The following is a 23,484-nucleotide window of genomic DNA, read 5'->3' as shown; positions in this document are numbered from 1 at the left end:
GACGACGATGAGTCAGCCGCAGCACCAGGACCGGGACCACGAGACGGACCAGGACCAGGCGGGCGGGCCCGCGGTGCCGCAGACGCGCACCGCGCGCCACCGCCGGATCGTGGACATCCTCAACCGGCAGCCGGTGCGGTCGCAGAGCCAGCTCGCCAAGCTGCTGGCCGACGACGGGCTGAGCGTCACCCAGGCGACGCTCTCCCGGGACCTCGACGAGCTCAACGCGGTGAAGATCCGCAACAACGACGGCGACCTCATCTACGCGGTGCCGAGCGAGGGCGGCTTCCGCACGCCGCGCGCTCCGCTGGGCGAGTCGGCGAAGGAGGAGCGGATGCGGCGGCTCTCCGCGGAGCTGCTGATCTCCGCGGAGGCGTCCGCGAACCTGGTGGTCCTGCGCACCCCGCCGGGCGCGGCCCAGTTCCTGGCCTCGGCGATCGACCAGGCGGAACTGCACGACATCCTGGGCACGATCGCGGGCGACGACACGCTGCTGCTCATCAGCAGGGATCCCTCCGGGGGCCAGAACCTGGCGGACCACTTGCTGCGATTGGCCCAGAACGGCCACTGAGCTTTCAAGGGGCGCGGGGAACTGCGCAATCTTTCAGGGGGGTCCGGGGGCGCAGCCCCCGGGGGACGGGATTGGGAAGGGGCGGCGGGGGCGAGAAAAGCCCGCGCGAACCCCCACCCGCCCCGTCCGGGAAGTCACCCCAGCCGAGAAGCCAACCCGCTCGTCGCCCGCACCTCGTTCCCCGCCGTGATCAGCAGCGCCTCCGCGTCCGGGAGGGACTCCAACCACACCAACGCCTCCCGCGACCCCATCGCGAACGCCGCCGTCGCCCACGCGTCCACCCACGTGAGCGCCGGCCCCACCACGGTGACCGCCACAAGGTCGGTCACCGCGGAACGCTTCGTCCGCGGATCCACGATGTGTGCCCCCCGCTCCGCCGTCCCCGACGTGGCGACCGCCAACCGCTCCACCCCCGCCGCCGACACCACCGCCGCGAGCCCACCCGGCCGCAACGGATCGGAGATCCCGACCCGCCAGGGCCGCTGCGGCCCGGGCACGCCGTACAACTGCACGTCGCCACCGCCGTTGACGCTGACCCCCGTCGCCCCGGCCGCCGCCAGCGCACGGGCGGCCCGCTCACAGGCCCAGCCCTTGACGATCCCGGTCGGGTCGAGCCGGCCCTCGTAGCGCACGCTGAACCAGCCCTCGCTGCGGCGCTCGGCCTCGGCACCCAGCGCCAGCACCTCGGCGACCTCCGGATCGCACTCCTCCACGGCCAGCTCCCCCCGGGCGAGCCGGGAGATCTGGCTGTGCTCGCGGTAGGTGCTGAAGACCTCGTCCACCCGGTGGAGTCCGGCGACCGCCTCGGTCAGCGCCCGCCGCACGGCGTCCGGATCACCACCGCGCACGTCGAAGGAGAAGACGGTCCCCATCACCTCCTCGGCGTGACGCACCACGGACGGCGCGTCCGCGGGCTCGCCCACCCGGTCGTCACTCACCCCGTCCTCGCCCACTCGTTCCTCGCCTACTCGTTCCTCGCCCACCCGGTCAGCCACCGGCCTTGTCGATCGCGGACTGGAGGGACTTCAGATAGCCGCCACTGGTGTACGTCGCCCCCGACACCGCGTCGATGTCGGCGCTCTGTGCGCTGACGGCCTCCTGGTTGAGCTTGGGCACCGCGTCGTTGGTGACCTCCGTGCTGTGGCCGCCGCTCGGCGCCCGCACCGCCTCCGCCTTGGTGATTTTCCCGTCGGCGAGGGTGAGACGCACCTGGACCGTGCCGTACTGGGTCTGGGCGGCGTCGCCCATGACCGTCGTCGCGCCCGCCTGCTTCCCGGTGCCGCCCTGCGGCGACTCCTGGGCCGCCGCCGTCCGCTGCGGCGCCGGGCCGTCGGCGACCGCGCCGGCCGGGCCGGACGACGGCTTCAGCGACAGCAGCAGCACGATCCCGGACACCGTGGCGGCCGAGGCCAGCACGATCCGGCGTATGGGGTGGCTCTTCTTCATCGCTACCGAACTCCCGTGCGTCCCGTCGCTACATCTCGAACGACTCGTGATGGATGCGGCGGGCGGGGACGCCTGCGCCGCGCAGTGCTTCGTAGACCTGCTGTGCGAAGCCGGGCGGCCCGCACATGAAGACGTCGTGCCGGTCGATGTCCGGCAGTTTGCGGCGCAGGGTGTCGGCGGAGATGTCCGGCCGCTCCCCCTCGGGGCTGTTGACCGCGTACATCAGCCGCGCCCCGCGCTCCCGGGCGATCTGCGCCAGCTCGTCCCACAGCGCCAGGTCCTGCGTGGTGTTGGCCCGGTACAGCAGCGTCAGATCACCGGCGGCGCCGGGCAGCGTCTCGAACAGCGCCCGCATCGGCGTGATGCCGACCCCGCCCGCCACCAGGAGCACCTTGCCCCGGCTGCGCCGCTGCGCGGTCATCGCCCCGTACGGGCCCTCGGCCCACACCCGGGTGCCGGGGCGCAGCCCGCGCAGCGCGGAGCTGTGGTCGCCGATGGCCTTGACGGTGATGCGCAGCATGTTCGGGCGGGGCGCCGCCGAGAGCGAGTACGGGTGCGAGCTGAACCGCATCCCCGGCGCCAGGAACCGCCAGCGGAAGAACTGCCCCGGCTCGGCGCCGATCCGGTGCAGCCGGCGCCCGGTGATCAGCACCGACACCACCCCGGGCGTCTCCTCGATCACCGCCTCGACCCGCATCCGGTGCCGCAGGTTCAGCCGCAGCGGGGTGAGGATGCGGTACCACACCACCAGCGCGGTCACCGAGCCGTACAGCGCGTACCAGAACGTCTTGGCGGTGGGCTGCACGACGAAGTCGTTGCCGGTGGAGAGCTGGTGCCAGAAGGTCAGGAACACCACCGCGTAGGTGAGCAGATGGACGTGGTACCAGAAGTCGTACGGGATGCGGCGGCGCACCGGTCCCATGGACAGCAGCGCGATCAGCACCAGCAGCCCGGTGCCGATCACCGCCTTGCCCAGGTCGGGCAGCTGTCCGACGGAGTCGACCGTCTGCTGGACGATGTCGCCGAACCCCTTCCCGGCCTGCAAGGCATACCCGTACATCGTCAGGACGACGTGGGCGACGACGAGGCTGATGGTGTAGCGGCCGCTCATCGCGTGCCAGCGGGCCACCCGGTCCGAGCCCACCCGGCGTTCCAGCGCGGGCACCCGGGCCATCTGGAGCACCACCAGGGCCATGAGGTAGCCGGCGAGCAGTCCGGTGATCCGGCCCGCGTTGAGGATCTTGGCGTTGGTGTCGGCCAGGGACGGCGTGTTCGTCCACCACAGCCACAGCACCGCGGCCGCGCCCGCCCAGACGGCGAGCAGCAGCGGGACGGCGGGGGAGCGGCGTGGGCGGATGCGGCGCATCGTCTGGCGCCGCGCGGCGCGGCCACCGGCGATCGTGGACACGGTCTCCTCCGTGGTCCTGCGTGGTCGGGCCCGGGGCCCGCTTGGCCTGGAGTACGGGCGGCACGTGCCGGGTGTTCAACGGTCGCGGGGGTTCACAGCCGGGCTTCCGCGCGGCGCGCCTCCGCGGTTCACAGCCCGGCGGCGTCCAGCGCGGATTGGAGGGACTGCTTGTAGCCCTCGCTGGTGTAGGTGGCGCCGGAGACCGTGTCGATGTCCGCGCTCTGCGCGGCCAGCGCCTCGGTGCGCAGTTGGGGCAGGGCGTAGGAGTTGATCTGCTGGTCGCGCGGGTTCTCGGTCGGGTACTCGACGGCGGCCACGTCGGTGACCCTGCCGCCGGAGACCGTGACCTTCACCTGGACGGGGCCCCAGCGCGTCTGCACCTCGCTGCCCGTGACGGCCCGGCGGCCGCTGCCGTTGCCGCTCGCCGAGGAGGCCGACGGGGCCGGCCGGGCCGATGAGGCCGATGAGGCCGACGGGGCGGGCGCGGTCGCGTCGGCCCCGCTCTGCGCCCCCTGCGGCTTCAGCGCGAGCAGCAGCACCATGCCGGAAACGGTGGCGGCGCTCGCCAGTACGATCCGGCGCAGCGGCCGGTCCTTCCTCAACGCGTGCACGTCGGCGTCCTCACAGTTCGAACGATTCGTGGTGGATACGGCGGTCCGGGACCCCGGCCGCCCGCAGTGACAGGTACAGGTCCTCGGCGAAACTCCGGGGGCCGCACAGGTACACGTCCCGCTCGGCCAGATCGGGCACCGCCCGGCGCAGCGACTCGGCGCCCAGGTCCGGCCGCTCGCCGCGCGGGCCGTTGAGCGCGTACAGCACCCGCGCCCCCGGCCCGCGCCATCGCGCGACGGTCTCCAGCTCGCCGCCGAGCGCCAGGTCCTCGGCGGTACGGGCCCGGTAGAGGAGGGTGACGTCGCCGGGCAGCGTCTCGAACAGCGCCCGCAGCGGGGTGATCCCGACGCCGCCCGCGAGCAGCAGCGTCCCGCGGCCCCCGCCGCGGTCGGCGGTCAGCGAGCCGTACGGGCCCTCGGCCCACACCCGGGTGCCGGGCCGCAGCAGCGCCACGGCCGCGCTGTGGCCGCCGAGCGCCTTGACCGTGACGCGCATCCGGTCCGGGCGCGGCGGCGCGGACAGGGAGTACGGCGAGGAGGTCCAGCGCAGCCCCGGGGCCAGGAACCGCCACCGGAAGAACTGCCCCGGGCGCGCCCCCAGCCGCTCCAGCCGCCGGCCCCGTACGACGACGGAGTACACGTCCGGCGCCTCCCGGTGCACGGACTCCACCCGCAGCCGGTGCCGCAGATTGAGCCGGACCGGCACCAGGACCCGGAACCACAGCACCAGCGCCGCCACGCCCAGATAGAGCGCGTACCAGGCGGTGCGCGCGGCGGCGTTCCCGACGAAGTCGGCGCCCAGGGCGAGCTGGTGCCAGAAGGTGAGGAAGACCGCCGCGTACGTCCCCAGGTGGACGTAGTACCAGAACTCGTGCGAGACCCTGCGGCGCACCGCACGCGCCGAGACGATCCCGACCGCGAGCAGGACGGCCGTGCCCAGGCTCGCCTTGATCATCTCCGGGTAGTCGAGGACGACCGAGAGTGCCTCGTCGACGAGTGAGGCGTGGAACTGCGCGGCGTACCCGGCGACGATCAGCACGAGGTGCGCGAGCAGCAGGCAGACCGTGTACCGGCCGGCCCGGGCGTGCCAGCGCGCCACCCGGTCCGAGCCGACGCGCTCCTCCAGGAGCGGGACGCGGGCCATCAGCCCGACCAGCACCGCGCAGGCGTACCCGCACAGCAGCCCGGCGATCCGCCCCGCCCCGGTCAGCCACCCGGCGGTGCCCGCCACCGCGCCGGTGCCGTACCACCACAGGGCGAGCACCGCGGCGGCCCCGGCCCACAGCAGGGCCAGGACGGCACCGGCGGGGGAGCGCCGGGGAGCGGCGGGCGGCCGGGCGGTGGCCGCCGGGGGCCCGTAGACCGTCGTCATGTGCGTGTCCTCTCCGTCGTCGGCCGGCGCCCAGCGTCACCCGGCAACCTCTGAGCGGGCTCTGAGCCGGGGCCCCGACGACGGCGGCCGAACCCCCGTCCTGCCTCGTGGGCGAGGGAGAACTCCGGCAGGCCGGGCGGGACGGAGTCGGCGCGTACTCAGAGGAAACTCAGAGGCCGCTCACGGGCGGCCCGCCCCGCGCAGGCCGCATCCTGGAGGGGAGATGAACACGCCCCGCTCCCGCGGCACCGGCCGCCCCGCGCTCGCCCGGCCCGACGGCACCCCGCTGAGGGTGCTCGTCGTCGACGACGACCCCGACCTCGCCGAGGTGCTCTCCGGCGCCCTGCGCTACGAGGGCTGGCAGGTGCGCTCCGCGGGCGACGGCGCCGGGGCGCTCGCCGCCGCCCGCGGGCTGCTGCCGGACGCCGTCGTCCTGGACGTGATGCTCCCCGACACCGACGGCTTCGCCGTGCTGCGTGCGCTGCGCACCGTGCGGCCGGACGTGTGCGTGCTCTTCCTGACCGCCCGGGACGCCGTCGAGGACCGCATCGCGGGGATCACGGCGGGCGGCGACGACTACGTGACGAAACCGTTCAGCCTGGAGGAGGTCGTCGCCCGGCTGCGCGGACTGCTGCGCCGCGCGGGCATGGCCCGCCAGGTCGCGGACGGCCCCCGGCTCACCGTCGGCGACCTGGTGATGGACGAGGAGGCCCGCGAGGTCACCCGGGCCGGGACGCTCGTCGAACTGTCGCCGACCGAGTTCGAACTGCTCCGCTTCCTGATGCGCAACCCGCGCCGGGTGCTCAGCAAGGCGCAGATCCTGGACCGCGTGTGGTCCTACGACTTCGGCGGCCAGGCGCACGTCGTCGAGCTGTACATCTCCTATCTGCGCAAGAAGGTCGACGCGGGCCGCGCCCCGATGATCCACACGGTGCGGGGCTCCGGCTACGTCCTCAAGCCGGCGACGGCGGGCCCCTGATGACGGGGTTCGGGCGGGTGCTGCCCCGGTTCCGCACCCTGCGGGCGCGACTGACCGCCGGCCTCGTCGTGCTGCTCGCCGTGAGCTGCGCGGCGGTCGGCGTGGCCGCGGTCGTCGAGCTGGACGGGTTCCTCACCGGGCGGCTGGACGAGCAGCTCCAGGAGGCGGGCGTACGGTTCCCGGCCAGCCTGGAGCACGGCGGGCCGTCGGTCGCGGACGACCACGACGGGGACGAGCACGGCGACACCCGCCGCCAGCCCGCCGGGACCTTCGGCGCCCGGCTGGTCGGCGCGGACGTCACCCAGGCCGCCGTCGTCCGCTCCGGCAGCGACCCCGGCGCCCGGTCCGTCGCGCTCACCGCCCATGACGAGCGCGCCCTGGCCACCGTGCCGGTCGACGGCCGGGGCCACACCGTCGAGCTGTCGGCGCTGGACGACTACCGGGTGACGGCGGCCGCGGGCAAGGACGGTGACGTGCTGGTCACCGGGCTGCCACTGGAGCCCGTCGAGGCCACCGTGCACCGGCTCGAACTGGTCGCCGGGCTCGTCTTCGGTGCCGCCCTCGCGCTGACCGGCGTGGCGGGCGCGCTGTGGGTGCGCTGGTCGCTGCGGCCGCTCGACCGGGTCGCCGCCACCGCCACCCGGGTCAGCGAACTCCCGCTGGCCGGCGGCGAGGTCGCGCTGCCGCCGCGCGTCCGCGGAACGGACACGCACAGCGAGGTGGGCCGGGTCGCCACCGCCTTCGACCGGATGCTGGGCCATGTCGAGGACGCGCTGACCAAGCGGCACGCGAGCGAGGAGCGGCTGCGCCGGTTCGCCGCCGACGCCAGCCACGAGCTGCGCACCCCGGTCGCCTCGGTGCGCGGCCACGCCGAGCTGGCGCTGCTGCACCCGGACCCGGTGCCGGAGAAGGTGACCCGGGCCCTGGAGCGGATCGCCGCCGAGTCGGCGCGGATGGGCGAGATGGTCGACGAGATGCTGCTGCTGGCCCGGCTGGACGCGGGCCGGGGCCTGGAGCGGACGGCGGTCGACCTGACCCGGCTCGTCCTGGACTCGGTCACCGACGCGCGGGCCGCGGGGCCCGGCCACCGCTGGACGATGGAACTGCCCGAGGAACCGGTGACGGTGACGGGCGACGGCCACCGGCTCCACCAGGTGCTGGCCAACCTGCTGGCCAACGCGCGGGTGCACACGCCGGCGGGCACGGAGGTCACGGTGTCGCTGGAGTCCGACGGGGCGACGGCCGTCCTCGCGGTCCACGACGACGGCCCGGGTGTGCCCGAGGACGTGGCGCCGGGCGTCTTCGAACGCTTCACCCGCGCGGAGCGCCGCCGTACGGACGCCGCGGGCGGCGGCGCGGGGCTGGGCCTCGCCATCGTGGCGGCGGTGGTGGAGGCGCACGGCGGTGGGGTGACGCTGGCGAGCCGCCCGGGGGCGACGACGTTCACGGTCCGGCTGCCGGTGTCCTGACGAAGGGGGTCAGTACCGGGTCACGGCCGTGCCCCCACCTGTCGTGCCGAGGGCGATGTGCGGTTCCCGCGCCGGGTCCGCCCACGCCAGCAGCCGCCGCATCGCCCCCTCGGGCACGGACACGCACCCGGCCGTCGCCCCGCGCCCGTTGACGTGCAGGAAGATCCCGGCCCCGCGCCCCCGCACCGGACGGTGGTAGTTGAAGCCCACGACCAGCGCGTACCGGTACTGCGGGTCGTACGCGGCCAGATGCTCGGCCGCACCGGCCCGGCAGTCGGCGGGGCGGGGCTCGGTCCACCGGTTGTAGGCCGCAGAGGCGGTGTCCTCGCACCACCAGGAGTCCCGGTGCACCCTGCGGTACGGCAGCGCGGTGGCGCGCGGCGCGGCCCGGATCCCGAAGGCGTACGGCAGGTCGTACAGCCCGGTCGGCGTGGTGCTCGTGCCCTGCCGGCGCGCGGTGCCCTCGACGAGGCCGCGCGCGCCGAAGCGGGCGGGGGCGGAGCCCGTCCGCGTCCAGCGGCCGTCGCGCCGGTCCCACCAGGTGAGCGTGCCGGTGGTGGCGCCGGCGGCCGGGGCCACCGCGGTGATCAGCTGGGTGCCGCCGCCGGTGTCCGCCATCCGGTCGGGCAGCGGCGCCCGCCGCGCCCCGGCGCCGGGCGCGGCACCGACAAGCAGCAGACAGGCGGAGACGGACAAGGCGGCGACGACACCGAGGCGCATGCCTTCAGACGCTACGGGGCGGCAGCGGCAACGGCAGCCCGGGTAGTCCGTCCAGGCTCGTCGCGATGTGCTCCTTCTTGGTGAAGTACGCGCTCAGCGAGGCGTCGTCCTCCCGGGCGAACCGCTTGCCGTGCAGCTCGCGGTCCTCCTCGTACGCCATGAACGGCACCGCGTAGCCGCAGGTGTCCCGGATCAGCTCGGCCGTCACCACGACGATCGCGCGCAGTCCGTGCGTGGCGGCGTCGATGTCCGGGAAGTGCGCGAGGAGTTCCTCGAAGCGCGGGTCGTCGCGGAAGACGGGCTCGCCGCGCCCGTGCACCCGCACGATGTTCGGCGGGCCGTCGAACGCGCACCACATCAGCGTGATGCGGCCGTTCTCCCGCAGATGGGCGATGGTCTCGGCGTTGCTGCCGGCGAAGTCGAGGTAGGCGACGGTGAGTTCGTCCAGCACGGCGAAGGAGCCCTTGAGGCCCTTGGGGGAGACGTTGACCGTGCCGTCGGCGGAAAGGGGAGCGGTCCCGGTGAAGAAGAGCGGCTGCGCCTCGATGAACGTGCGCAGCCTGCCGTCTATACGCGCGTGAGTCTTTCCCATGCGCTCGAGTATCGAGCGGCGGACCACCGTTGACCGGGGGATTTCGCCCCCTGAGACGCCCGGCGGACCCGGGCGCCCGACGCCGAGCCGTGGCCGCCCCGGCCGGCGCACGGGGCGGCCACGGTGCCTGCTCACTCGTCGAGCGCGCAGGCGGCCAGGGCGTCGAGTCCCTGGGGTTTGTCGGCGGTGCGGCCGATGGAGGTGGCGATGCGGTCGATGGTGGATTTCCGTTTGTCGGCGAGGGGTCCGAGGATGGCGTTCTGGACGAAGTCGGGTCCGCCCTGTCCGACGGTGTCGACGAGGCGTTTGTCGGCCTCTTGGAGTTGGGTGTCCAGGAGGGCGAGGTTGCGGTCGACCTCGTTCCGCGCGGAGGCGGGAACCGCGGGGAGCTGCGAGGCCACGTCCGGGCAGCTGATCGTGCCGACGGCGCCCGTGCCGTCGCCGGCTCCACCGCCGCCTGTCTCCCCGGACGCCGGGGCGCTCGCCGTCGCCGTGTCGCCCGGGGTCGCGGTCCCGTCGTCCGTGCCTCCGCCGCCCGCGTTCAGCGCGCAGGCGGCGAGCGCGTCGAGTCCCTGGGGTTTGTCGGCGGTGCGGCCGATGGAGGTGGCGATGCGGTCGATGGTGGATTTCCGTTTGTCGGCGAGGGGTCCGAGGATGGCGTTCTGGACGAAGTCGGGTCCGCCCTGTCCGACGGTGTCGACGAGGCGTTTGTCGGCCTCTTGGAGTTGGGTGTCCAGGAGGGCGAGGTTGCGGTCGACCTCGTTCCGCGCGGAGGCGGGAACCGCGGGGAGCTGCGAGGCCACGTCCGGGCAGCTGATCGTGCCCGGGGCCGCGAGCGTCCGGGCGTCCGTGCCGCTGCCGTGGGAGGTCTCCCCGGCAAGCGCGGAACCGGCGATCACCGCGCCCGACAGGACCACGGCGGCGGCGCCACCGATCAGTGCCACACGACGCCTGTTGTACTTCGGAAGTGCCCTGGACATGGGAGTGCCTCACTCGGGTCGGGGGTGCTTCGACTGTGCCGAACGCGGCGCCTGCGCTCGCGGAGAAGTACGGGAAAGCGGTTGCGGGCGTTCAAGGGTGGCTCGACGAAGACCGACACCCCCGGAGGGAGCGGGCAGATTGACTATTCATGCAAGGCGCTGCATACTCATGCACACGAATTGCGGCCCCGCCGCGGCAGGCGGCGTCCCGTCGACACCCCGAGGAGCACGCAAGTGAGCAGCAACAGCGGTGACGTCCGGCTCTGGGGCGGTCGTTTCGCCGACGGACCCGCCGAGGCCCTGGCCAGGCTGTCCGCGTCCGTCCACTTCGACTGGCGGCTCGCCCCTTACGACATCGCCGGCTCCCGCGCCCACGCACGCGTGCTGCACAAGGCGGGGCTGCTCACCGAGGACGAGCTGACCCGCATGATCGCCGGGCTCGACCGGCTGGAGGCGGACGTCGCCGACGGCTCCTTCACCGGCACGATCGCCGACGAGGACGTCCACACCGCACTGGAACGCGGCCTGCTGGAACGGCTCGGCCCCGACCTCGGCGGCAAGCTCCGCGCCGGCCGCTCCCGCAACGACCAGGTCGCCACCCTCTTCCGGATGTATCTGCGCGACCACGCCCGCACCGTCGGCGGACTCATCGCCGACCTCCAGGACGCGCTGGTCGGCCTCGCCGAGGCCCACCCGGGCGTGGCCATGCCCGGCCGCACCCATCTCCAGCACGCCCAGCCCGTGCTCTTCGCCCACCACGTCCTCGCCCACGTCCAGGCCCTCTCCCGGGACGCCGAACGGCTGCGCCAGTGGGACACGCGTACGGCGGTCTCGCCGTACGGCTCCGGCGCGCTCGCCGGTTCCTCCCTCGGCCTCGACCCCGAGGCGGTCGCCGCCGACCTCGGCTTCGAGCACGGCAGCGCCGCCAACTCCATCGACGGCACCGCCTCCCGGGACTTCGTCGCCGAGTTCGCGTTCATCACCGCGATGATCGGCGTCAACATCTCCCGGATCGCCGAGGAGATCATCCTCTGGAACACGAAGGAGTTCTCCTTCGTGACCCTCCACGACGCCTTCTCCACCGGCTCGTCGATCATGCCGCAGAAGAAGAACCCCGACATCGCCGAGCTGGCCCGCGGCAAGTCCGGCCGGCTCATCGGCAACCTCACCGGCCTGATGGCCACGCTCAAGGCCCTCCCGCTCGCGTACAACCGCGACCTCCAGGAGGACAAGGAGCCGGTCTTCGACTCCATCGACCAGCTGGAGATCCTGCTCCCCGCCTTCACCGGCATGATGGCCACGCTCACCGTGCACCGCGAGCGGCTGGAGGAGCTGGCCCCGGCCGGGTTCTCCCTCGCCACCGACATCGCCGAGTGGCTGGTCAGGCAGGGCGTGCCGTTCCGTGTCGCGCACGAGGTGGCCGGCGAGTGCGTGAAGGCCGCCGAGGCCGACGGCAAGGAGCTGGACGAGCTGACCGACGAGCAGTTCGCCAAGATCTCCGCCCACCTCACCCCCGAGGTCCGCTCGGTGCTCAACGTCCCCGGCGCCCTCGCCTCACGCAACGGACGCGGCGGCACCGCACCGGAGGCGGTCGCCGTCCAGCTCGCCGAGGTCAAGGAGAACCTGGCCGCGCAGCACGCCTGGGCGAACGCGGCGGGCCCGAAGAAGTAGCAGGTCGGCGAGGGAGGCCAGGGCCTCGCGGGTTACGTTGGTCGGCGACCGGACGGAGCCGACGAAACGGAACCCGCGATGCCCTTCTCCCGGCTGGCCGCAGCCACCACCCCCACCTGCCACCTGGGATTCGGCCTCGCCGCCGTCGGCCGCCCCGGCTACATCACCCTCGGCCGCGACCGCGACCTCCCGGCCGACCGCACCGTCGACGCCCTGCGCGCCCGCACCCACGAACTCCTCGACGCCGCCTACGCGCAGGGCGTGCGCTACCTCGACGCCGCCCGCTCCTACGGCCGCTCCGAGGAGTTCCTCGCCGACTGGCTGCGGGCCCGCCCGAACGTCACCGACGTCGTCATCGGCAGCAAGTGGGGCTACACCTACACCGCCGACTGGACCACCGACGCGGAGCGGCACGAGGTCAAGGACCACGGCACGGCCACCTACGAGCGACAGCGCGCCGAGACCGACGCCCTGCTCGGCGACCGGCTCGACCTCTACCAGATCCACTCCGTGACGCCGGACAGCCCCGCCCTCACCGACCGGGAACTGCACACCCGGCTCGCCGAGGCCGCCGCGCGCGGCGTCACGATCGGCTTCTCCACCAGCGGCCCCGCCCAGGCCGACGCGATCCGTGCCGCGCTCGCCGTGACGGTCGACGGGGCCCCGCTCTTCCGTACCGTCCAGTCGACGTACAACATCCTGGAGACCTCGGCCGGCCCGGCCCTCGCCGAGGCCCACGACGCCGGGCTGACGGTGATCGTCAAGGAGGGCATGGCCAACGGCCGCCTCGCGGACCCGAACGCCCCCGCCGCACTCCGGGCCGTCGCCGAGGAGACGGGCGCGGGCTGCGACGCCGTGGCCCTGGCGTACGCCCTGCGCCGCCCCTGGGCCGGCGTCGTCCTCTCCGGCGCCGCGACGGCCGACCAGCTCGCCTCCAACCTGCACGCGGCGGCCGTCGACCTCGACGACGACCAGCAGGCCCGCCTGGAAGCGCTGGCCGAGCCCGCGCGGACGTACTGGGCCCACCGAAGCCAGCTGCCCTGGCACTGAGCGCCCGGCATCGCGTGACCACCGCAAGAGGTGAGTCACACATGCCCTGCATGAGACAAAGGTGTCTCACCTGGGTTAGCGTTGTCTCATGGCTGTCGACCGTGATCAGGTCCTGCGCAGTGCCGCGGCCCTGCTGACCCGCAAATCCACCGCGACCATGGACGAGGTGGCGAAGGCGGCCGGGCTGAGCCGGGCCACGCTGCACCGGCACTTCGCCGGACGCGACGCCCTCGTCCGCGCCCTGGAATCCCTCGGCATCGCCGAGTGCGAGGCCGCCCTGGACGCCGCCCGTCCGGACGAGGGCCCGGCGGCCGACGCGGTGCGCCGGCTCGTCCGCGAGCTCCAGCCCTCCGCCGCGCTGCTCGCCTTCCTCTACACCGAGAACCAGCTGTTCGAGGGCGAGCGGCAGAACGAGGGCTGGGAACGGCTGGACGCCCGGCTCACCGCCCTGTTCCGCCGGGGGCAGGAACGCGGCGAGTTCCGTATCGACCTCACCCCGGCCTGGCTCACCGAAGCCCTCTACGGCCTGCTCGCCTCCGGCGCCTGGTCCGTGTCCGAGGGCCGCGTGGCCCGCAACGACTTCACCCACATGATCGCCGAGCTGCTGCTCGGCGGCGCGCTCCGGAAAGAGTGACCCATGACCCGCACCCTGCGGCCGACGCGCACGACCGAGGCGGTGAGCCGCCCCGGCCGCTGGCCCGCGCTGGCCGTCCTCGTGCTCGCCGTGCTGCTGGTGGCCATCGACGCGACCGTCCTCGGCCTCGCGACCCCCTACATCAGTGAGGACCTCGCCCCCTCCGGCACCCAGTTGCTCTGGATCGGCGACGTCTACTCCTTCGTCATCGCCGGACTGCTCGTCTCCATGGGCAGCCTCGGCGACCGCATCGGCCGCAAGCGGCTGCTGCTCGCGGGCGCCACGGCGTTCGGCGCGCTCTCGGTCCTGAACGCCTACGCGTTCACGCCCGAGCTGATGATCACCGCCCGGGCCCTGCTCGGCGCCGCCGGCGCCACCCTGATGCCCGCCACCCTCGCCCTGATCCGCAACCTCTTCCACGACCCGCGCGAACGCAGCCTCGCCGTCGGCATCTGGGGTGCCGCGGCCTCGGCCGGCGCGGCGATCGGCCCGGTCGTCGGCGGCCTGCTGCTGGAGCACTTCTGGTGGGGCTCGGTCTTCCTGATCAACCTCCCCGTGATGACCGTCCTGGTCCTCGTCGGCGCCAGGCTGCTGCCCGAGTCCCGCAACCCCGACCCCGGCCCCTGGGACCTCCGCAGCGTCGTCCTCTCCCTGGCCGGCATGGTCGGCGTCGTCTACGCCGTCAAGGAGGCCGCCGCGCACGGGTTCGCGTGGGCCACGCTCGCCGTGGGGCTGCTGGGCGCCGCCGCGCTGTACGGCTTCGTCCGCAGGCAGTTGACCCTGCCGGTCCCGCTGCTCGACATGCGGCTGTTCCGGAGCCGAGGGTTCAGCGGCGCGGTCCTGGCCGACCTGCTGACCGTCCTCGGCCTGTCCGGACTGGTGTTCTTCCTCTCCCAGTACCTGCAACTCGTCCAGGGCAGGCGGCCGTTCGAGGCGGGGCTGGCCGAACTGCCCGCGGCCGTCGGCGCGGTGGCGGCCGGTCTGGTCGCGGGTCACGCCGCCCGGCGCTTCTCGGTGCGTGCCGTCGTCTCCGGCGGACTCGCCGCCGTCGGTCTCGCGCTCGCCGCGCTGACCGTCCTCGACCGGGGCACCGGCTATCCGCTGCTCGGCACCGCCCTGCTGGTCGTCGGCGTCGGCGCCGGGCTCTCGTTCACCGTCACCGCCGACGTGATCCTCTCCAGCGTGCCCAAGGACCAGGCGGGCGCCGCCTCCGCCGTCTCCGAGACGGCGTACGAACTCGGCGCCGCCCTCGGCATCGCACTGCTCGGCACCGTCGTGACCGGCGTCTACCGCGGCTTCACCGGCCCGGCCGGCACCCCGGAGGCGGCCCACGAGTCCCTGGGCGGCGCGGTCGAGACCGCCGCCGGCCTCCCCGGCCCCTCGGCCGAGGCACTGCTCACCGCCGCCCGCGACGCCTTCGTCGACGGCCTGGCCCTGGCGTCGGGCGCCGGCGCGGCCGTCCTCCTGGCGACAGCCGCGGCCGCCTGGTTCCTGCTGCGCGACCAGCGACTGCCGGACGGGCCGGACCACTCGTAGCCGTACGGCGGCGGTCCCGGCCTTCCCGCACCCGGACGGCGGGCCGCTCGTCGAGCGGCCCGCCGTCCGGGACCGTGAGAACCGTGAGGCCCGAAGGCGTTACGCCGCCTTCGCCTTCGTCGCGTAGATGTCCACGTACTCCTGGCCGGACAGTTCCATCACCTCGGCCATCACGGAGTCGGTCACGGCGCGCAGCACATAGCGGTCGCGGTCCATGCCCTCGTAGCGGGAGAACTCCATCGGCTCGCCGAAGCGGACCGTGACCTTGCCCGGCTTGGGCAGGCCCGAGCCGCCCGGCTGGAGCTTGTCCGTGCCGATCATCGCGAACGGCACGACCGGCGCCCCGGTCATCAGGGTGAGCCGGGCGATGCCCGTACGCCCCCGGTACAGCCGCCCGTCGGGCGAGCGCGTGCCCTCCGGGTAGATGCCGAAGACGCGGCCCTCCTCCAGCACCCGGCGGCCGGTCATCAGCGCGGCCACGCCACCCCGGCCGCCGTCGCGGTCGACCGGGATCATGCCGACGCCGGTGAAGAACCAGGCCATCAGACGGCCCTTGAGGCTCTTGCCGGTGACGTACTCGTCCTTGCCGATGAAGAACACCTGCCGGTCGCAGACCAGCGGAAGGATCATCGAGTCGATGAAGGTGAGGTGGTTGCCGGCCAGGATGACCGGGCCGTCGGCCGGAATGCGCTCCGCGCCCTCCACCCGTAGGCGGAACATCAGACGCATGATCGGCCCGAGTACTGCCTTGATGAGCGCGAAGCGGGACAACGGGCCCTCCGGTGTCGGGGAAACGGCATGGGATCCAGTATGAAGTCTGTGCAGGTGAGGACGATACTCGCGAGTCACCGCCGCGCGCATCCCGGGTTCTCACCACGGATACACCCTATTGACGCACGTTCACCTGCGACAGCGCGTGATCGCGGCCCCGCGCCCCCGCCGTGCCGATGTGAGGTACGCCGCTCGACATGCGGCCCCACCCGCGTGTTCGGCTGTACGTCTCCCCACCGTCACCCGCCGCCACCTACGATCGTCCCGCTTTGGCAGGTGCAGGCCATCACAGCCAGAAGGAGTGCGCATGGAGTCTCGACAGGCGGGCCGGCCGGCGGATCCCCGGGAGCCGGGCGAGCGCGGCGGGCCGGACGGGCGGCAGCGGGAGACCGGGCGCCGGGCGCTCCTCGGCGCCGCGGTGCTCGGCGCGGGCGGCGCGGTCCTCGGACTCTCCGGCACGGCGCGCGCGGCGGAGGCCGAGCGGGCCACCGGGGGCAAGGGGTCCGCGCACGGCGGCGGCCTGAAGGGCCTGCCCGTGCCGACGATCATCGGGCACCGCGGGGCCAGCGGCTACCGGCCGGAGCACACCTTCGGCTCCTACGAACTGGCGCTCGACCTCGGCGCCGACATCGTCGAGGCCGGCGACCTCGTCCCCACCAAGGACGGCCACCTCGTCTGCCGGCACGAACCGGAGATCGGCGGCACCACCGATGTCGCCGACCACCCCGAGTTCGCCGGCCGCCGCACCACCAAGGTGCTGGACGGCGTCTCCACCACCGGCTGGTTCACCGAGGACTTCACCCTCGCCGAGCTGAAGACCCTGCGCGCGAGTGAGCGGATCCCCGCCAACCGCCCGCACAACACTCTCTACAACGGGCGCTTCGAGATCCCCACCTTCGAAGAGGTCCTGAAGTGGCAGGACGAGCAGACCCGCAAGCGCGGCAAGCAGGTCTGGATCTACCCCGAGATCAAGCACCCCACCTACTTCCGCAAGCTGGGCCTCGGCACCGAGGAGCGGCTCGCCCGGCTGCTGCGCCGGCACGGCAAGCACCGGCGGAACTCGCCCGTGCTCATCCAGTCCTTCGAGCCCACCAGCATCCAGCGGATGAACAAGCTCGTCGGCAACCCGCTCGCCGTACTGCTCTCCGGCGCCGGCTCCCGCCCCTGGGACTTCGTCGAGACCGGCGACCCGCGCACGACGGACGACCTCATCACCCCCAAGGGCCTCAAGGAGATCGCCGGCTACGCCCAGGGCATCGGCCCCACCCTCGACCTGATCATCCCCAAGGACTCCGCCGGCCGGCTCACCACCCCGACCACCCTCGTCGCCGACGCCCACCGGGCGGGTCTCGTCCTGCACCCGTACACCATGCGCAACGAGAATCCCTTCCTCCCCGCCGAGTTCCGCAAGGGCACCGACGCCGACGGCTACGGCGACGCCTTCGGCGCGTTCAAGGCGTACTTCGCCACCGGCATCGACGGCGTCTTCACCGACAACGCGGACACCGGCGTCCTGGCCCGCGAGGACTTCTGGAACGACTAGCAGCCGCAAGGGGAGGGGGAGCCTGACGGACTGTCACTCCCCGACCCCTCGATCGGGTGACGTACGGCCGCCCCGGCAACCGGCGCCGGGGCGGCCGCGTCACGCCGCACATGACCCACGACTTGCTGACCACCCTGCGCCCGCTGCTGGCCGCGGAGGCCTCGGCGGAGGGCCACGCCTCCGGCGCCGAACCGGGCGACCTGGAGCAGGCCGTCTGGCTGCGCCTCCTGGAACGGCTGGACGCGGACGCCCCGCCCGCCGACCCGCCCGACTGGCTGCGCCGGGCCGTCCGCTCCGAGGCCCGCCGCAGCCGCCGTACCGCCCGGCACGAGACGCCCTACGCATCCCACGGCGGCGACCCCGCCGACGACCGCCGGCCCGGCCCCGAGCAGCAGGCGCTCACCGCCGCCCGCCACCGCGCGCTCCATGCCGCCGTGCGCCGGCTGCCCGGCCGCTGCCCCGGACTGATGGCCGCGCTGCTGTCCCCGAGAGATCTGACCTACCGGGAGATCGCGGGGGAGTTGGGTATCTCACAGGGCAGCCTCGGACCGGAACGTTCCAGATGTCTGGCTTGTCTGCGTCGATTGCTGGCGGCGGAGGTTGCGGGCCGCGAACGGCGGGGATAGGAGTGGGGGACGACCGGTGATCAGGTGAGCGGGAGGCGTGCGCACATGGGCATGAGCGTGACCATCTCGGTGGCGACCGAGCAGGATGTCGAGCAGATCTTCAGACTGCAGTACCTCTGCTTCCAGAGCGAAGCCGCGCTGTACGGGAACTACCGCATCGACCCGCTGGTCCAGCCGCTGGACTCGGTGCGCGCGGAGGTCGCCGCCGACTGCGTCTTCGTGGCGCGCCTCGGCGACGAGGTCGTGGGCTCGGTGCACGGCACGGTGACCGAGGACGGCGCCGCCGCCATCGGCAAGCTGTGCGTCCACCCCCGCTTGCAGGGCCACGGCATCGGCGCCCGGCTGCTGCGCGCGGCCGAGGCCGCGCTGGTCGAGGAGCGCGGCGCCAAGCGGTTCCGGCTCAGCACGGGCCACCGCAGCGAGAACAACCTGCGGCTGTACCGCAAGGTGGGCTACGAGACGGTCGGCACCGCCGAGGGCCCCGACGGCGTCCGCATGATCGTCCTGGAGAAGCCGGCCCCGGAGACGTCGTACGCGGCGACGGCCTAGAGGAGCGGCAGCGCGGCCGGCGGTTACGCGGAAACGGGGCCGGCCGCGCTCCCCTTGCGCAGCCAGCGGATGGCGGACAGCGGGAGCAGCACCGGAATGAAGAGGTAGCCCATCCCGAAGTCCGACCACACCGTCGCGTCCGGGAACGCGGACGGCTCGACGAGCGTCCAGGTGCCCACCGTCAGCACGCCCACCAGCTCCGCCACGCAGCACGCCAGCGCGGCGCGGCGGGCGCCCTCCCCGCCGCGGACCAGCGAGTACGTGATGAAGCCGTACACCACGCCCGCGACCGCGGACAGCGAGTAGGCGAGCGGCGCGCGGTCGAAATCGGTGGAGATCTGCACCACCGAGCGCGACACCGCGCCGACGACCATCACGCCGTACAGCCACACCAGCAGCATGCCGGGCCCACTGATGAGCCGGCCACGCGCGGTGTCCTGCTCCTCCGTCGCCGCCATCTCAGCCTCCCCAGATGTCATAGAGCCGCACTTCGAGGACGGCGAGGACCACACCGCCGGCCGCGACGGTCACCGAACCCCAGCGGGTGCGTTCCGCCAGCGACATGAAGCCTGCCACGGGAACGCACGCGAGCGCGCCCAGCAGATAGGCGACGAAGATCGTGGTTCCCTGCTCGGGCTTCTCCCCCCGGGAGAGCTGCACGACCCCGACGACAAGCTGCACGAGCGCGAGCACGGAGACGACGGCCATGCCGATGAAGTGCCAGTCCTTCGTCGGCTGATCCCGCGAGGCGGACCACCCGCACCACCCACCGAGCAACAGCGCGGCAACCCCGGTCACCAACGTCAGGACATCAAGCATGCGGCGACTTTATTACGCCCCTGACGACCCCCCGTGCGCCGGGTTCGCCTGTCCTGCCCGCAGGGGCGCGGGGCTGTGTCTTCTGCGCGGCTCCGCCGCGGTGGGCGCGAGCAGCCGCGCCCCGAAAAAGACCCACCCCCACCGTGGCGTTGGCCACAGCAAACCCCCACCACCCCCCACCGTCCCTCACCCCCCCCACCACCCCCGTCCACGATCCGGACACCCGCGCCCACCCACACCCATACGTCTGCTTTACTTGCCCCATGAGCACCACGAGCGACCGCACCCCTGCGACCGAGGCGACGACCACGCCCGGTGCTCGTTGTATGTGCTGTTCCGGCCGCGCAGACCGAATGCGCGCCTTCTAGAGGGCCCCCGCACCACCCCCCCCGCTCGCGCCCCGAAGCGAGCCCGCCGGCACCCCCGGCAGCCCCCGTACGCCGTGCCCGGCGCCCCCGCACCCACGCGTGCACCACGCGCCGCACACGTGTGCACCCGCACACAAGCGTCACTCACCGCGTGCCCGGGCACACCCACGCCCCCGACAGCGACGGAAACCCACGTGATCACCACATCGGGCCTCACGAAGATCTACCACCCACACGGAACCCGGGTCGGCGGCCGAGCCGGCACCCAAGCCGCCCCCCACGGCATCGTCGCCCTCGACCACGTGGACCTCCACGTCCGCGAGGGCGAGGTCTACGGCGTCATCGGTCAGTCCGGCGCCGGCAAGTCCTCCCTCATCCGCTGCGTCAACCTGCTGGAGCGCCCCACCGCCGGCACGGTCACCGTCGACGGCAAGGACCTCACCGCACTCGCCGGCCGCGGCGCCCGCGCCGGCCGCGAACTGCGCCGCGCCCGCAGCCGCATCGGCATGGTCTTCCAGCACTTCAACCTGCTGTCCTCGCGCACCGTCCAGGCCAACGTCGAACTGCCCCTGGAGATCCTCGGCGTCTCGGGGAAGGAACGTTCCCGCAGGGCCCTGGAGCTGCTCGACCTCGTCGGCCTGACCGACAAGGCGAAGGCGTACCCCGCCCAGCTCTCCGGCGGCCAGAAGCAACGCGTCGGCATCGCCCGCGCCCTGGCCGGCGACCCCAAGGTGCTGCTCTCCGACGAGGCGACCAGCGCCCTGGACCCGGAGACCACCCGCTCCATCCTCCAGCTGCTGCGCGACCTCAACCAGCAGCTCGGCCTCACCGTCCTGCTCATCACGCACGAGATGGACGTCGTGAAGTCGATCTGCGACTCCGCCGCCCTCATGGAGAAGGGCCGGATCGTCGAGTCCGGCACGGTGAGCGAGCTGCTCGCCACCCCCGGCTCCCGGCTGGCCGAGGCGCTGTTCCCGGTCGGCGGCCGGGCCACCGGCGCGGACCGGACCGTCGTCGACGTCACCTTCCACGGCGACGCCGCCACCCAGCCCGTCATCTCGCAGCTCGCGCGCACCTACAACATCGACATATCGATCCTGGGCGCCGCGATGGACACCGTCGCCGGCCGCCAGGTCGGCCGGATGCGCATCGAACTGCCCGGCCGCTACGAGGACAACGTCGTCCCGGTCGGCTTCCTGCGCGAACAGGGCCTCGGCGTCGACGTCGTCGGCGTCACCGACCCCGCCCCCACGGCCGGCCGGACCACCCCGCTGGTGAAGGAAGGTGCCAAGTGACCTGGTCGGAGATGCGGCCGCTGCTGTCCCAGGCCTGTTGGGACACGCTCTACATGGTCGGCTGGTCCACGGTGATCGCGGTCGTCGTCGGACTGCCGCTCGGCGTGCTGCTGGTCCTCACCGACCGCGGCGGACTGCTGCGCAACGTCGTCGCCAACAAGGTCATCGGCCAGGTCGTGAACGTCGCCCGCTCGATGCCGTTCATCATCCTCATGGTCGCGCTGATGACCTTCACCCGCTGGGTCACCGGCACCACCATCGGCCGCGAGGCCGCGATCGTGCCGCTCGCCATCGGCGCCATCCCGTTCTACGCGCGCCTGGTGGAGATGTCGGTCCGCGAGGTGGACGGCGGACTCGTCGAGGCCGTGCAGTCGATGGGCGGCAGCACCTGGAAGACCGTCCGCAGCGTCCTCGTGCCCGAGGCGCTCCCGTCGCTCATCTCCGGCGCCACCACCACGATCATCGCCCTCATCGGCTACTCGGCGATGGCGGGCACGGTCGGCGCCGGCGGCCTCGGCGACATCGCCATCCGCTACGGCTACCAGCGCTTCGAGACCGGCATCATGTGGATCACCGTCGCCATCCTGGCCGTCGTGATCTCCGTGCTGCAGTTCGCCGGCGACTTCGCCGCGCGCTCACTGCACCGCCGGGGCGCCAGATCCGGACGGCTGCTCCTGTTCCGGCCGCTGGGCGGCCCCCGCCCGGTCCCGGCCACCGCGGACGCGGTCGACAAGGGCTGACACCGGCCCACCCACCCCACAGAACTCCCCGTCCACCCGACACGGGGACGCTTCACCATTGCCGCAAGGAAAGGCACTTTTCGTGCGTAACACCGCAAAGATCACCACCGCCGCGCTGGCCGTCACCGCCCTCACCCTCGGGCTCGGCGCCTGCGGCTCGGACTCCGACGACTCCGGCAAGGCCGACGCCGACGCCACCCTCACCGTCGCCGCGACCCCCACCCCGCAGGGCGAGATCCTCACCTACGTCAAGGACCACCTGGCGAAGAAGGCCGGCCTCAAGCTGGAGGTGAAGGAGTTCACCGACTACGTCACCCCGAACACGGCCGTCCAGCAGGGCGAGGTCGACGCCAACTACTTCCAGCACAAGCCGTACCTGGACGACTTCAACAAGAAGAACGGCACCGACATCGTCCCGGTCCCCGGCGGCACCGTGCACCTGGAGCCGCTCGGCGTCTACTCCAAGAGCCTCAAGAAGCTCGACGACCTGACGAAGGGCGCCACCGTCGCCCTGCCCAACGACACCACGAACGAGGCCCGCGCGCTCAAGCTGCTCGAGGCCAACGGCGTGCTGAAGCTGAAGTCGGGCGCGGGCTACGACGCCACCCCCAAGGACGTCACGTCCAACCCCAAGGGACTGAAGTTCAAGGAGCTGGAGGCCGCGCAGCTGCCGCGCTCCCTCGGTGACGTCGACGCCGCGGTGATCAACGGCAATTACGCCCTGGAGGCCGACCTCAGCCCGGCCGAGGACGCCCTCGCCGCCGAGTCCGCGAAGGGCAACCCGTACGCCAACTTCCTCGCCGTGAAGAAGGGCGACGAGGACGACCCGCGGGTGAAGAAGCTCGCCACGCTGCTCACCTCGCCCGAGGTGAAGAAGTACATCGAGGACAAGTACGACGGCGCCGTCGTCCCCGCCTTCTGATCCCCGCCGCCCGTTTCGCCGGCCGCCGCCACGCACGGGGTCCGCTCCCTCACCGCCCGGAGCGGACCCCGTGGTGCGGTGCGGTGGGTTCATGCTGCATGCTGGGCAGTTCAGCAGGTCGGATGACGGCTGATCAGGTTTGACGGTCCACAGGTTACGGAGTGGCGCATGACGAGCACCTTCCCCAACATCTCCATCAGCACGGAGCGGTTGGTCCTGCGGGCCCTCGACGAGGACGACGTCACCGCCCTGTCCGAGATGATGAACGACGAGCAGATCGCCGCCTGGACCGATGTGCCCCAGCCCTTCACCGAGGCGGGCGCCCGGACCTGGATCGACGAGTACGCGCCCGCCGAACGCGCCGCGGGCCGCGGCCTCGACCTGGCGGTCACCGAGTTCCTCACCCAGCGCCTGGTCGGCATCATCCAGCTCACCCGCACCAACTGGCATGTGCGGTCCACGGAGCTGTCGTACATCGTCGCCCCCTGGGCGCGCGGCGAGGGCTACGCCTCCGAGGCCGCGCTCGCCACCGCCCGCTGGCTCTTCCGCGAGCAGAAGTTCGAACGCATCGAACTGCGCACCGCCGCCGACAACACCGCCTCGCAGCAGGTCGCGCAGAAGATCGGCTGCATCAGCGAGGGCGTGCTGCGCAACGCCTGCATAGCCCACGCGCGTACGGAGGACGGCACCTGGACCGACGTGCGCACCGACTTCATCGTGTGGAGCCTGCTGCCGGAGGACCTGGAGGGCGGCGCCGGCCAACTCGCCGACAGCACCGGGTTCACCTCGTTCTCCGACTGGAACTGAGTCCC

At 73.0% G+C, this 23,484-nt stretch carries 24 protein-coding genes and 1 pseudogene; 14 read left to right on the top strand and 11 right to left on the bottom strand.

Annotated elements, in window-relative coordinates; all coding sequences use genetic code 11:
* Positions 1-7: 7 nt before the first annotated feature.
* Entirely contained in the window at positions 8-571 is a 564-nt protein-coding gene (locus tag OIE12_RS06200; RefSeq protein ID WP_329132549.1) for an arginine repressor, read from the top strand.
* 134 nt (positions 572-705) lie between these two features.
* On the opposite strand, the gene OIE12_RS06195 is transcribed toward OIE12_RS06200, so the two are convergent.
* The 5 genes and pseudogenes from OIE12_RS06195 to OIE12_RS06175 form a co-directional block, all read right to left on the bottom strand.
* On the bottom strand, positions 706-1,443 hold the full coding sequence (locus tag OIE12_RS06195) for an FAD:protein FMN transferase (protein WP_443054025.1): 738 nt from the start codon (positions 1,441-1,443) through the stop codon (positions 706-708).
* Positions 1,444-1,567: 124 nt separating this feature from the next.
* Positions 1,568-2,017: pseudogene (locus OIE12_RS06190) on the bottom strand (FMN-binding protein); the annotation flags it as partial.
* A gap of 28 nt (positions 2,018-2,045) precedes the next feature.
* Positions 2,046-3,383, bottom strand: coding sequence for a ferredoxin reductase family protein (locus OIE12_RS06185; RefSeq protein WP_329141743.1), 1,338 nt, complete (start codon positions 3,381-3,383; stop codon positions 2,046-2,048).
* 170 nt (positions 3,384-3,553) lie between these two features.
* On the bottom strand, positions 3,554-4,036 hold the full coding sequence (locus OIE12_RS06180) for an FMN-binding protein (RefSeq protein ID WP_329132547.1): 483 nt from the start codon (positions 4,034-4,036) through the stop codon (positions 3,554-3,556).
* Positions 4,037-4,046: 10 nt separating this feature from the next.
* Positions 4,047-5,408, bottom strand: coding sequence for a ferredoxin reductase family protein (locus OIE12_RS06175; protein WP_329132545.1), 1,362 nt, complete (start codon positions 5,406-5,408; stop codon positions 4,047-4,049).
* A gap of 223 nt (positions 5,409-5,631) precedes the next feature.
* Between OIE12_RS06175 and OIE12_RS06170 the strand changes: the two genes are divergently transcribed.
* Both OIE12_RS06170 and OIE12_RS06165 read left to right on the top strand, forming a co-directional pair.
* Positions 5,632-6,387 carry a response regulator transcription factor gene (locus OIE12_RS06170; RefSeq protein WP_329132543.1) on the top strand — a complete coding sequence of 252 codons (756 nt, stop codon included), beginning with the start codon at positions 5,632-5,634 and terminating at the stop codon, positions 6,385-6,387.
* Positions 6,387-7,856 carry a sensor histidine kinase gene (locus tag OIE12_RS06165; protein ID WP_329132541.1) on the top strand — a complete coding sequence of 490 codons (1,470 nt, stop codon included), beginning with the start codon at positions 6,387-6,389 and terminating at the stop codon, positions 7,854-7,856. The genes OIE12_RS06170 and OIE12_RS06165 overlap by 1 nt, the downstream gene beginning before the upstream one ends.
* 9 nt (positions 7,857-7,865) lie before the next feature.
* On the opposite strand, the gene OIE12_RS06160 is transcribed toward OIE12_RS06165, so the two are convergent.
* The 3 genes from OIE12_RS06160 to OIE12_RS06150 all read right to left on the bottom strand — a co-directional run bounded on the left by OIE12_RS06160 (position 7,866) and on the right by OIE12_RS06150 (position 10,148).
* Positions 7,866-8,576 (bottom strand): L,D-transpeptidase family protein, encoded by a 711-nt coding sequence (locus OIE12_RS06160; protein WP_329132539.1) that lies wholly within the window; start codon positions 8,574-8,576, stop codon positions 7,866-7,868.
* A gap of 4 nt (positions 8,577-8,580) precedes the next feature.
* Positions 8,581-9,168, bottom strand: a complete 588-nt coding sequence (locus OIE12_RS06155; protein WP_329132537.1) for a pyridoxamine 5'-phosphate oxidase family protein — start codon at positions 9,166-9,168, stop codon at positions 8,581-8,583.
* A gap of 131 nt (positions 9,169-9,299) precedes the next feature.
* Entirely contained in the window at positions 9,300-10,148 is an 849-nt protein-coding gene (locus tag OIE12_RS06150) for a hypothetical protein (RefSeq protein ID WP_329132535.1), read from the bottom strand.
* Positions 10,149-10,382: 234 nt separating this feature from the next.
* Between OIE12_RS06150 and argH the strand changes: the two genes are divergently transcribed.
* The 4 genes from argH (at position 10,383) to OIE12_RS06130 (ending at position 15,039) form a co-directional block, all read left to right on the top strand.
* A complete protein-coding gene (argH, locus tag OIE12_RS06145) occupies positions 10,383-11,819 on the top strand; it encodes an argininosuccinate lyase (protein WP_329132533.1) in 1,437 nt (478 codons plus the stop codon).
* 78 nt (positions 11,820-11,897) lie between these two features.
* Complete coding sequence (locus tag OIE12_RS06140; RefSeq protein WP_329132532.1) at positions 11,898-12,869, top strand: aldo/keto reductase; 972 nt, start codon at positions 11,898-11,900, stop codon at positions 12,867-12,869.
* Positions 12,870-12,957: 88 nt separating this feature from the next.
* On the top strand, positions 12,958-13,503 hold the full coding sequence (locus tag OIE12_RS06135; RefSeq protein ID WP_329132530.1) for a TetR/AcrR family transcriptional regulator: 546 nt from the start codon (positions 12,958-12,960) through the stop codon (positions 13,501-13,503).
* 3 nt (positions 13,504-13,506) lie between these two features.
* The gene (locus OIE12_RS06130) at positions 13,507-15,039 is read left to right on the top strand and encodes an MFS transporter (RefSeq protein ID WP_329132528.1); all 1,533 of its coding nucleotides are present in this window, start codon (positions 13,507-13,509) and stop codon (positions 15,037-15,039) included.
* A gap of 99 nt (positions 15,040-15,138) precedes the next feature.
* Here the strand turns inward: OIE12_RS06130 and OIE12_RS06125 are convergent, their stop codons facing one another.
* The gene (locus OIE12_RS06125) at positions 15,139-15,759 is read right to left on the bottom strand and encodes a lysophospholipid acyltransferase family protein (RefSeq protein WP_329132526.1); all 621 of its coding nucleotides are present in this window, start codon (positions 15,757-15,759) and stop codon (positions 15,139-15,141) included.
* A 358-nt stretch (positions 15,760-16,117) separates the two neighbouring features.
* Here OIE12_RS06125 and OIE12_RS06120 point away from each other — a divergent pair, with 358 nt between their 5' ends.
* From OIE12_RS06120 to OIE12_RS06110, 3 genes are all read left to right on the top strand, one after another.
* Positions 16,118-17,353 carry a glycerophosphodiester phosphodiesterase gene (locus OIE12_RS06120; protein WP_329132524.1) on the top strand — a complete coding sequence of 412 codons (1,236 nt, stop codon included), beginning with the start codon at positions 16,118-16,120 and terminating at the stop codon, positions 17,351-17,353.
* Positions 17,354-17,463: 110 nt separating this feature from the next.
* Positions 17,464-17,979, top strand: a complete 516-nt coding sequence (locus OIE12_RS06115; protein ID WP_329132522.1) for an RNA polymerase sigma factor — start codon at positions 17,464-17,466, stop codon at positions 17,977-17,979.
* 45 nt (positions 17,980-18,024) lie between these two features.
* Positions 18,025-18,528, top strand: coding sequence for a GNAT family N-acetyltransferase (locus OIE12_RS06110; RefSeq protein ID WP_030381870.1), 504 nt, complete (start codon positions 18,025-18,027; stop codon positions 18,526-18,528).
* A gap of 23 nt (positions 18,529-18,551) precedes the next feature.
* Here OIE12_RS06110 and OIE12_RS06105 read toward each other — a convergent pair whose 3' ends face one another.
* Both OIE12_RS06105 and OIE12_RS06100 read right to left on the bottom strand, forming a co-directional pair.
* Complete coding sequence (locus OIE12_RS06105; RefSeq protein ID WP_329132519.1) at positions 18,552-19,007, bottom strand: hypothetical protein; 456 nt, start codon at positions 19,005-19,007, stop codon at positions 18,552-18,554.
* Positions 18,988-19,347, bottom strand: a complete 360-nt coding sequence (locus tag OIE12_RS06100; protein WP_329132517.1) for a hypothetical protein — start codon at positions 19,345-19,347, stop codon at positions 18,988-18,990. The genes OIE12_RS06105 and OIE12_RS06100 overlap by 20 nt, the downstream gene beginning before the upstream one ends.
* A 562-nt stretch (positions 19,348-19,909) precedes the next feature.
* Between OIE12_RS06100 and OIE12_RS06095 the strand changes: the two genes are divergently transcribed.
* The 4 genes from OIE12_RS06095 (at position 19,910) to OIE12_RS06080 (ending at position 23,479) form a co-directional block, all read left to right on the top strand.
* Complete coding sequence (locus OIE12_RS06095; protein ID WP_443053767.1) at positions 19,910-21,010, top strand: methionine ABC transporter ATP-binding protein; 1,101 nt, start codon at positions 19,910-19,912, stop codon at positions 21,008-21,010.
* Complete coding sequence (locus OIE12_RS06090) at positions 21,007-21,750, top strand: methionine ABC transporter permease (protein WP_329132516.1); 744 nt, start codon at positions 21,007-21,009, stop codon at positions 21,748-21,750. Before OIE12_RS06095 ends, OIE12_RS06090 begins: the two co-directional genes overlap by 4 nt.
* A gap of 82 nt (positions 21,751-21,832) precedes the next feature.
* Positions 21,833-22,672, top strand: coding sequence for a MetQ/NlpA family ABC transporter substrate-binding protein (locus tag OIE12_RS06085; protein ID WP_329132515.1), 840 nt, complete (start codon positions 21,833-21,835; stop codon positions 22,670-22,672).
* A 168-nt stretch (positions 22,673-22,840) separates the two neighbouring features.
* Positions 22,841-23,479 (top strand): GNAT family N-acetyltransferase, encoded by a 639-nt coding sequence (locus OIE12_RS06080; RefSeq protein ID WP_329132513.1) that lies wholly within the window; start codon positions 22,841-22,843, stop codon positions 23,477-23,479.
* The last annotated feature ends 5 nt before the right edge of the window (positions 23,480-23,484 follow it).

Source organism: Streptomyces sp. NBC_00670, from assembly GCF_036226765.1.
GTDB lineage: Bacteria > Actinomycetota > Actinomycetes > Streptomycetales > Streptomycetaceae > Streptomyces.
The sequence above is the reverse complement of the archived record's forward strand: the minus strand, read 5'-3'. Positions and strand labels throughout refer to the sequence as shown.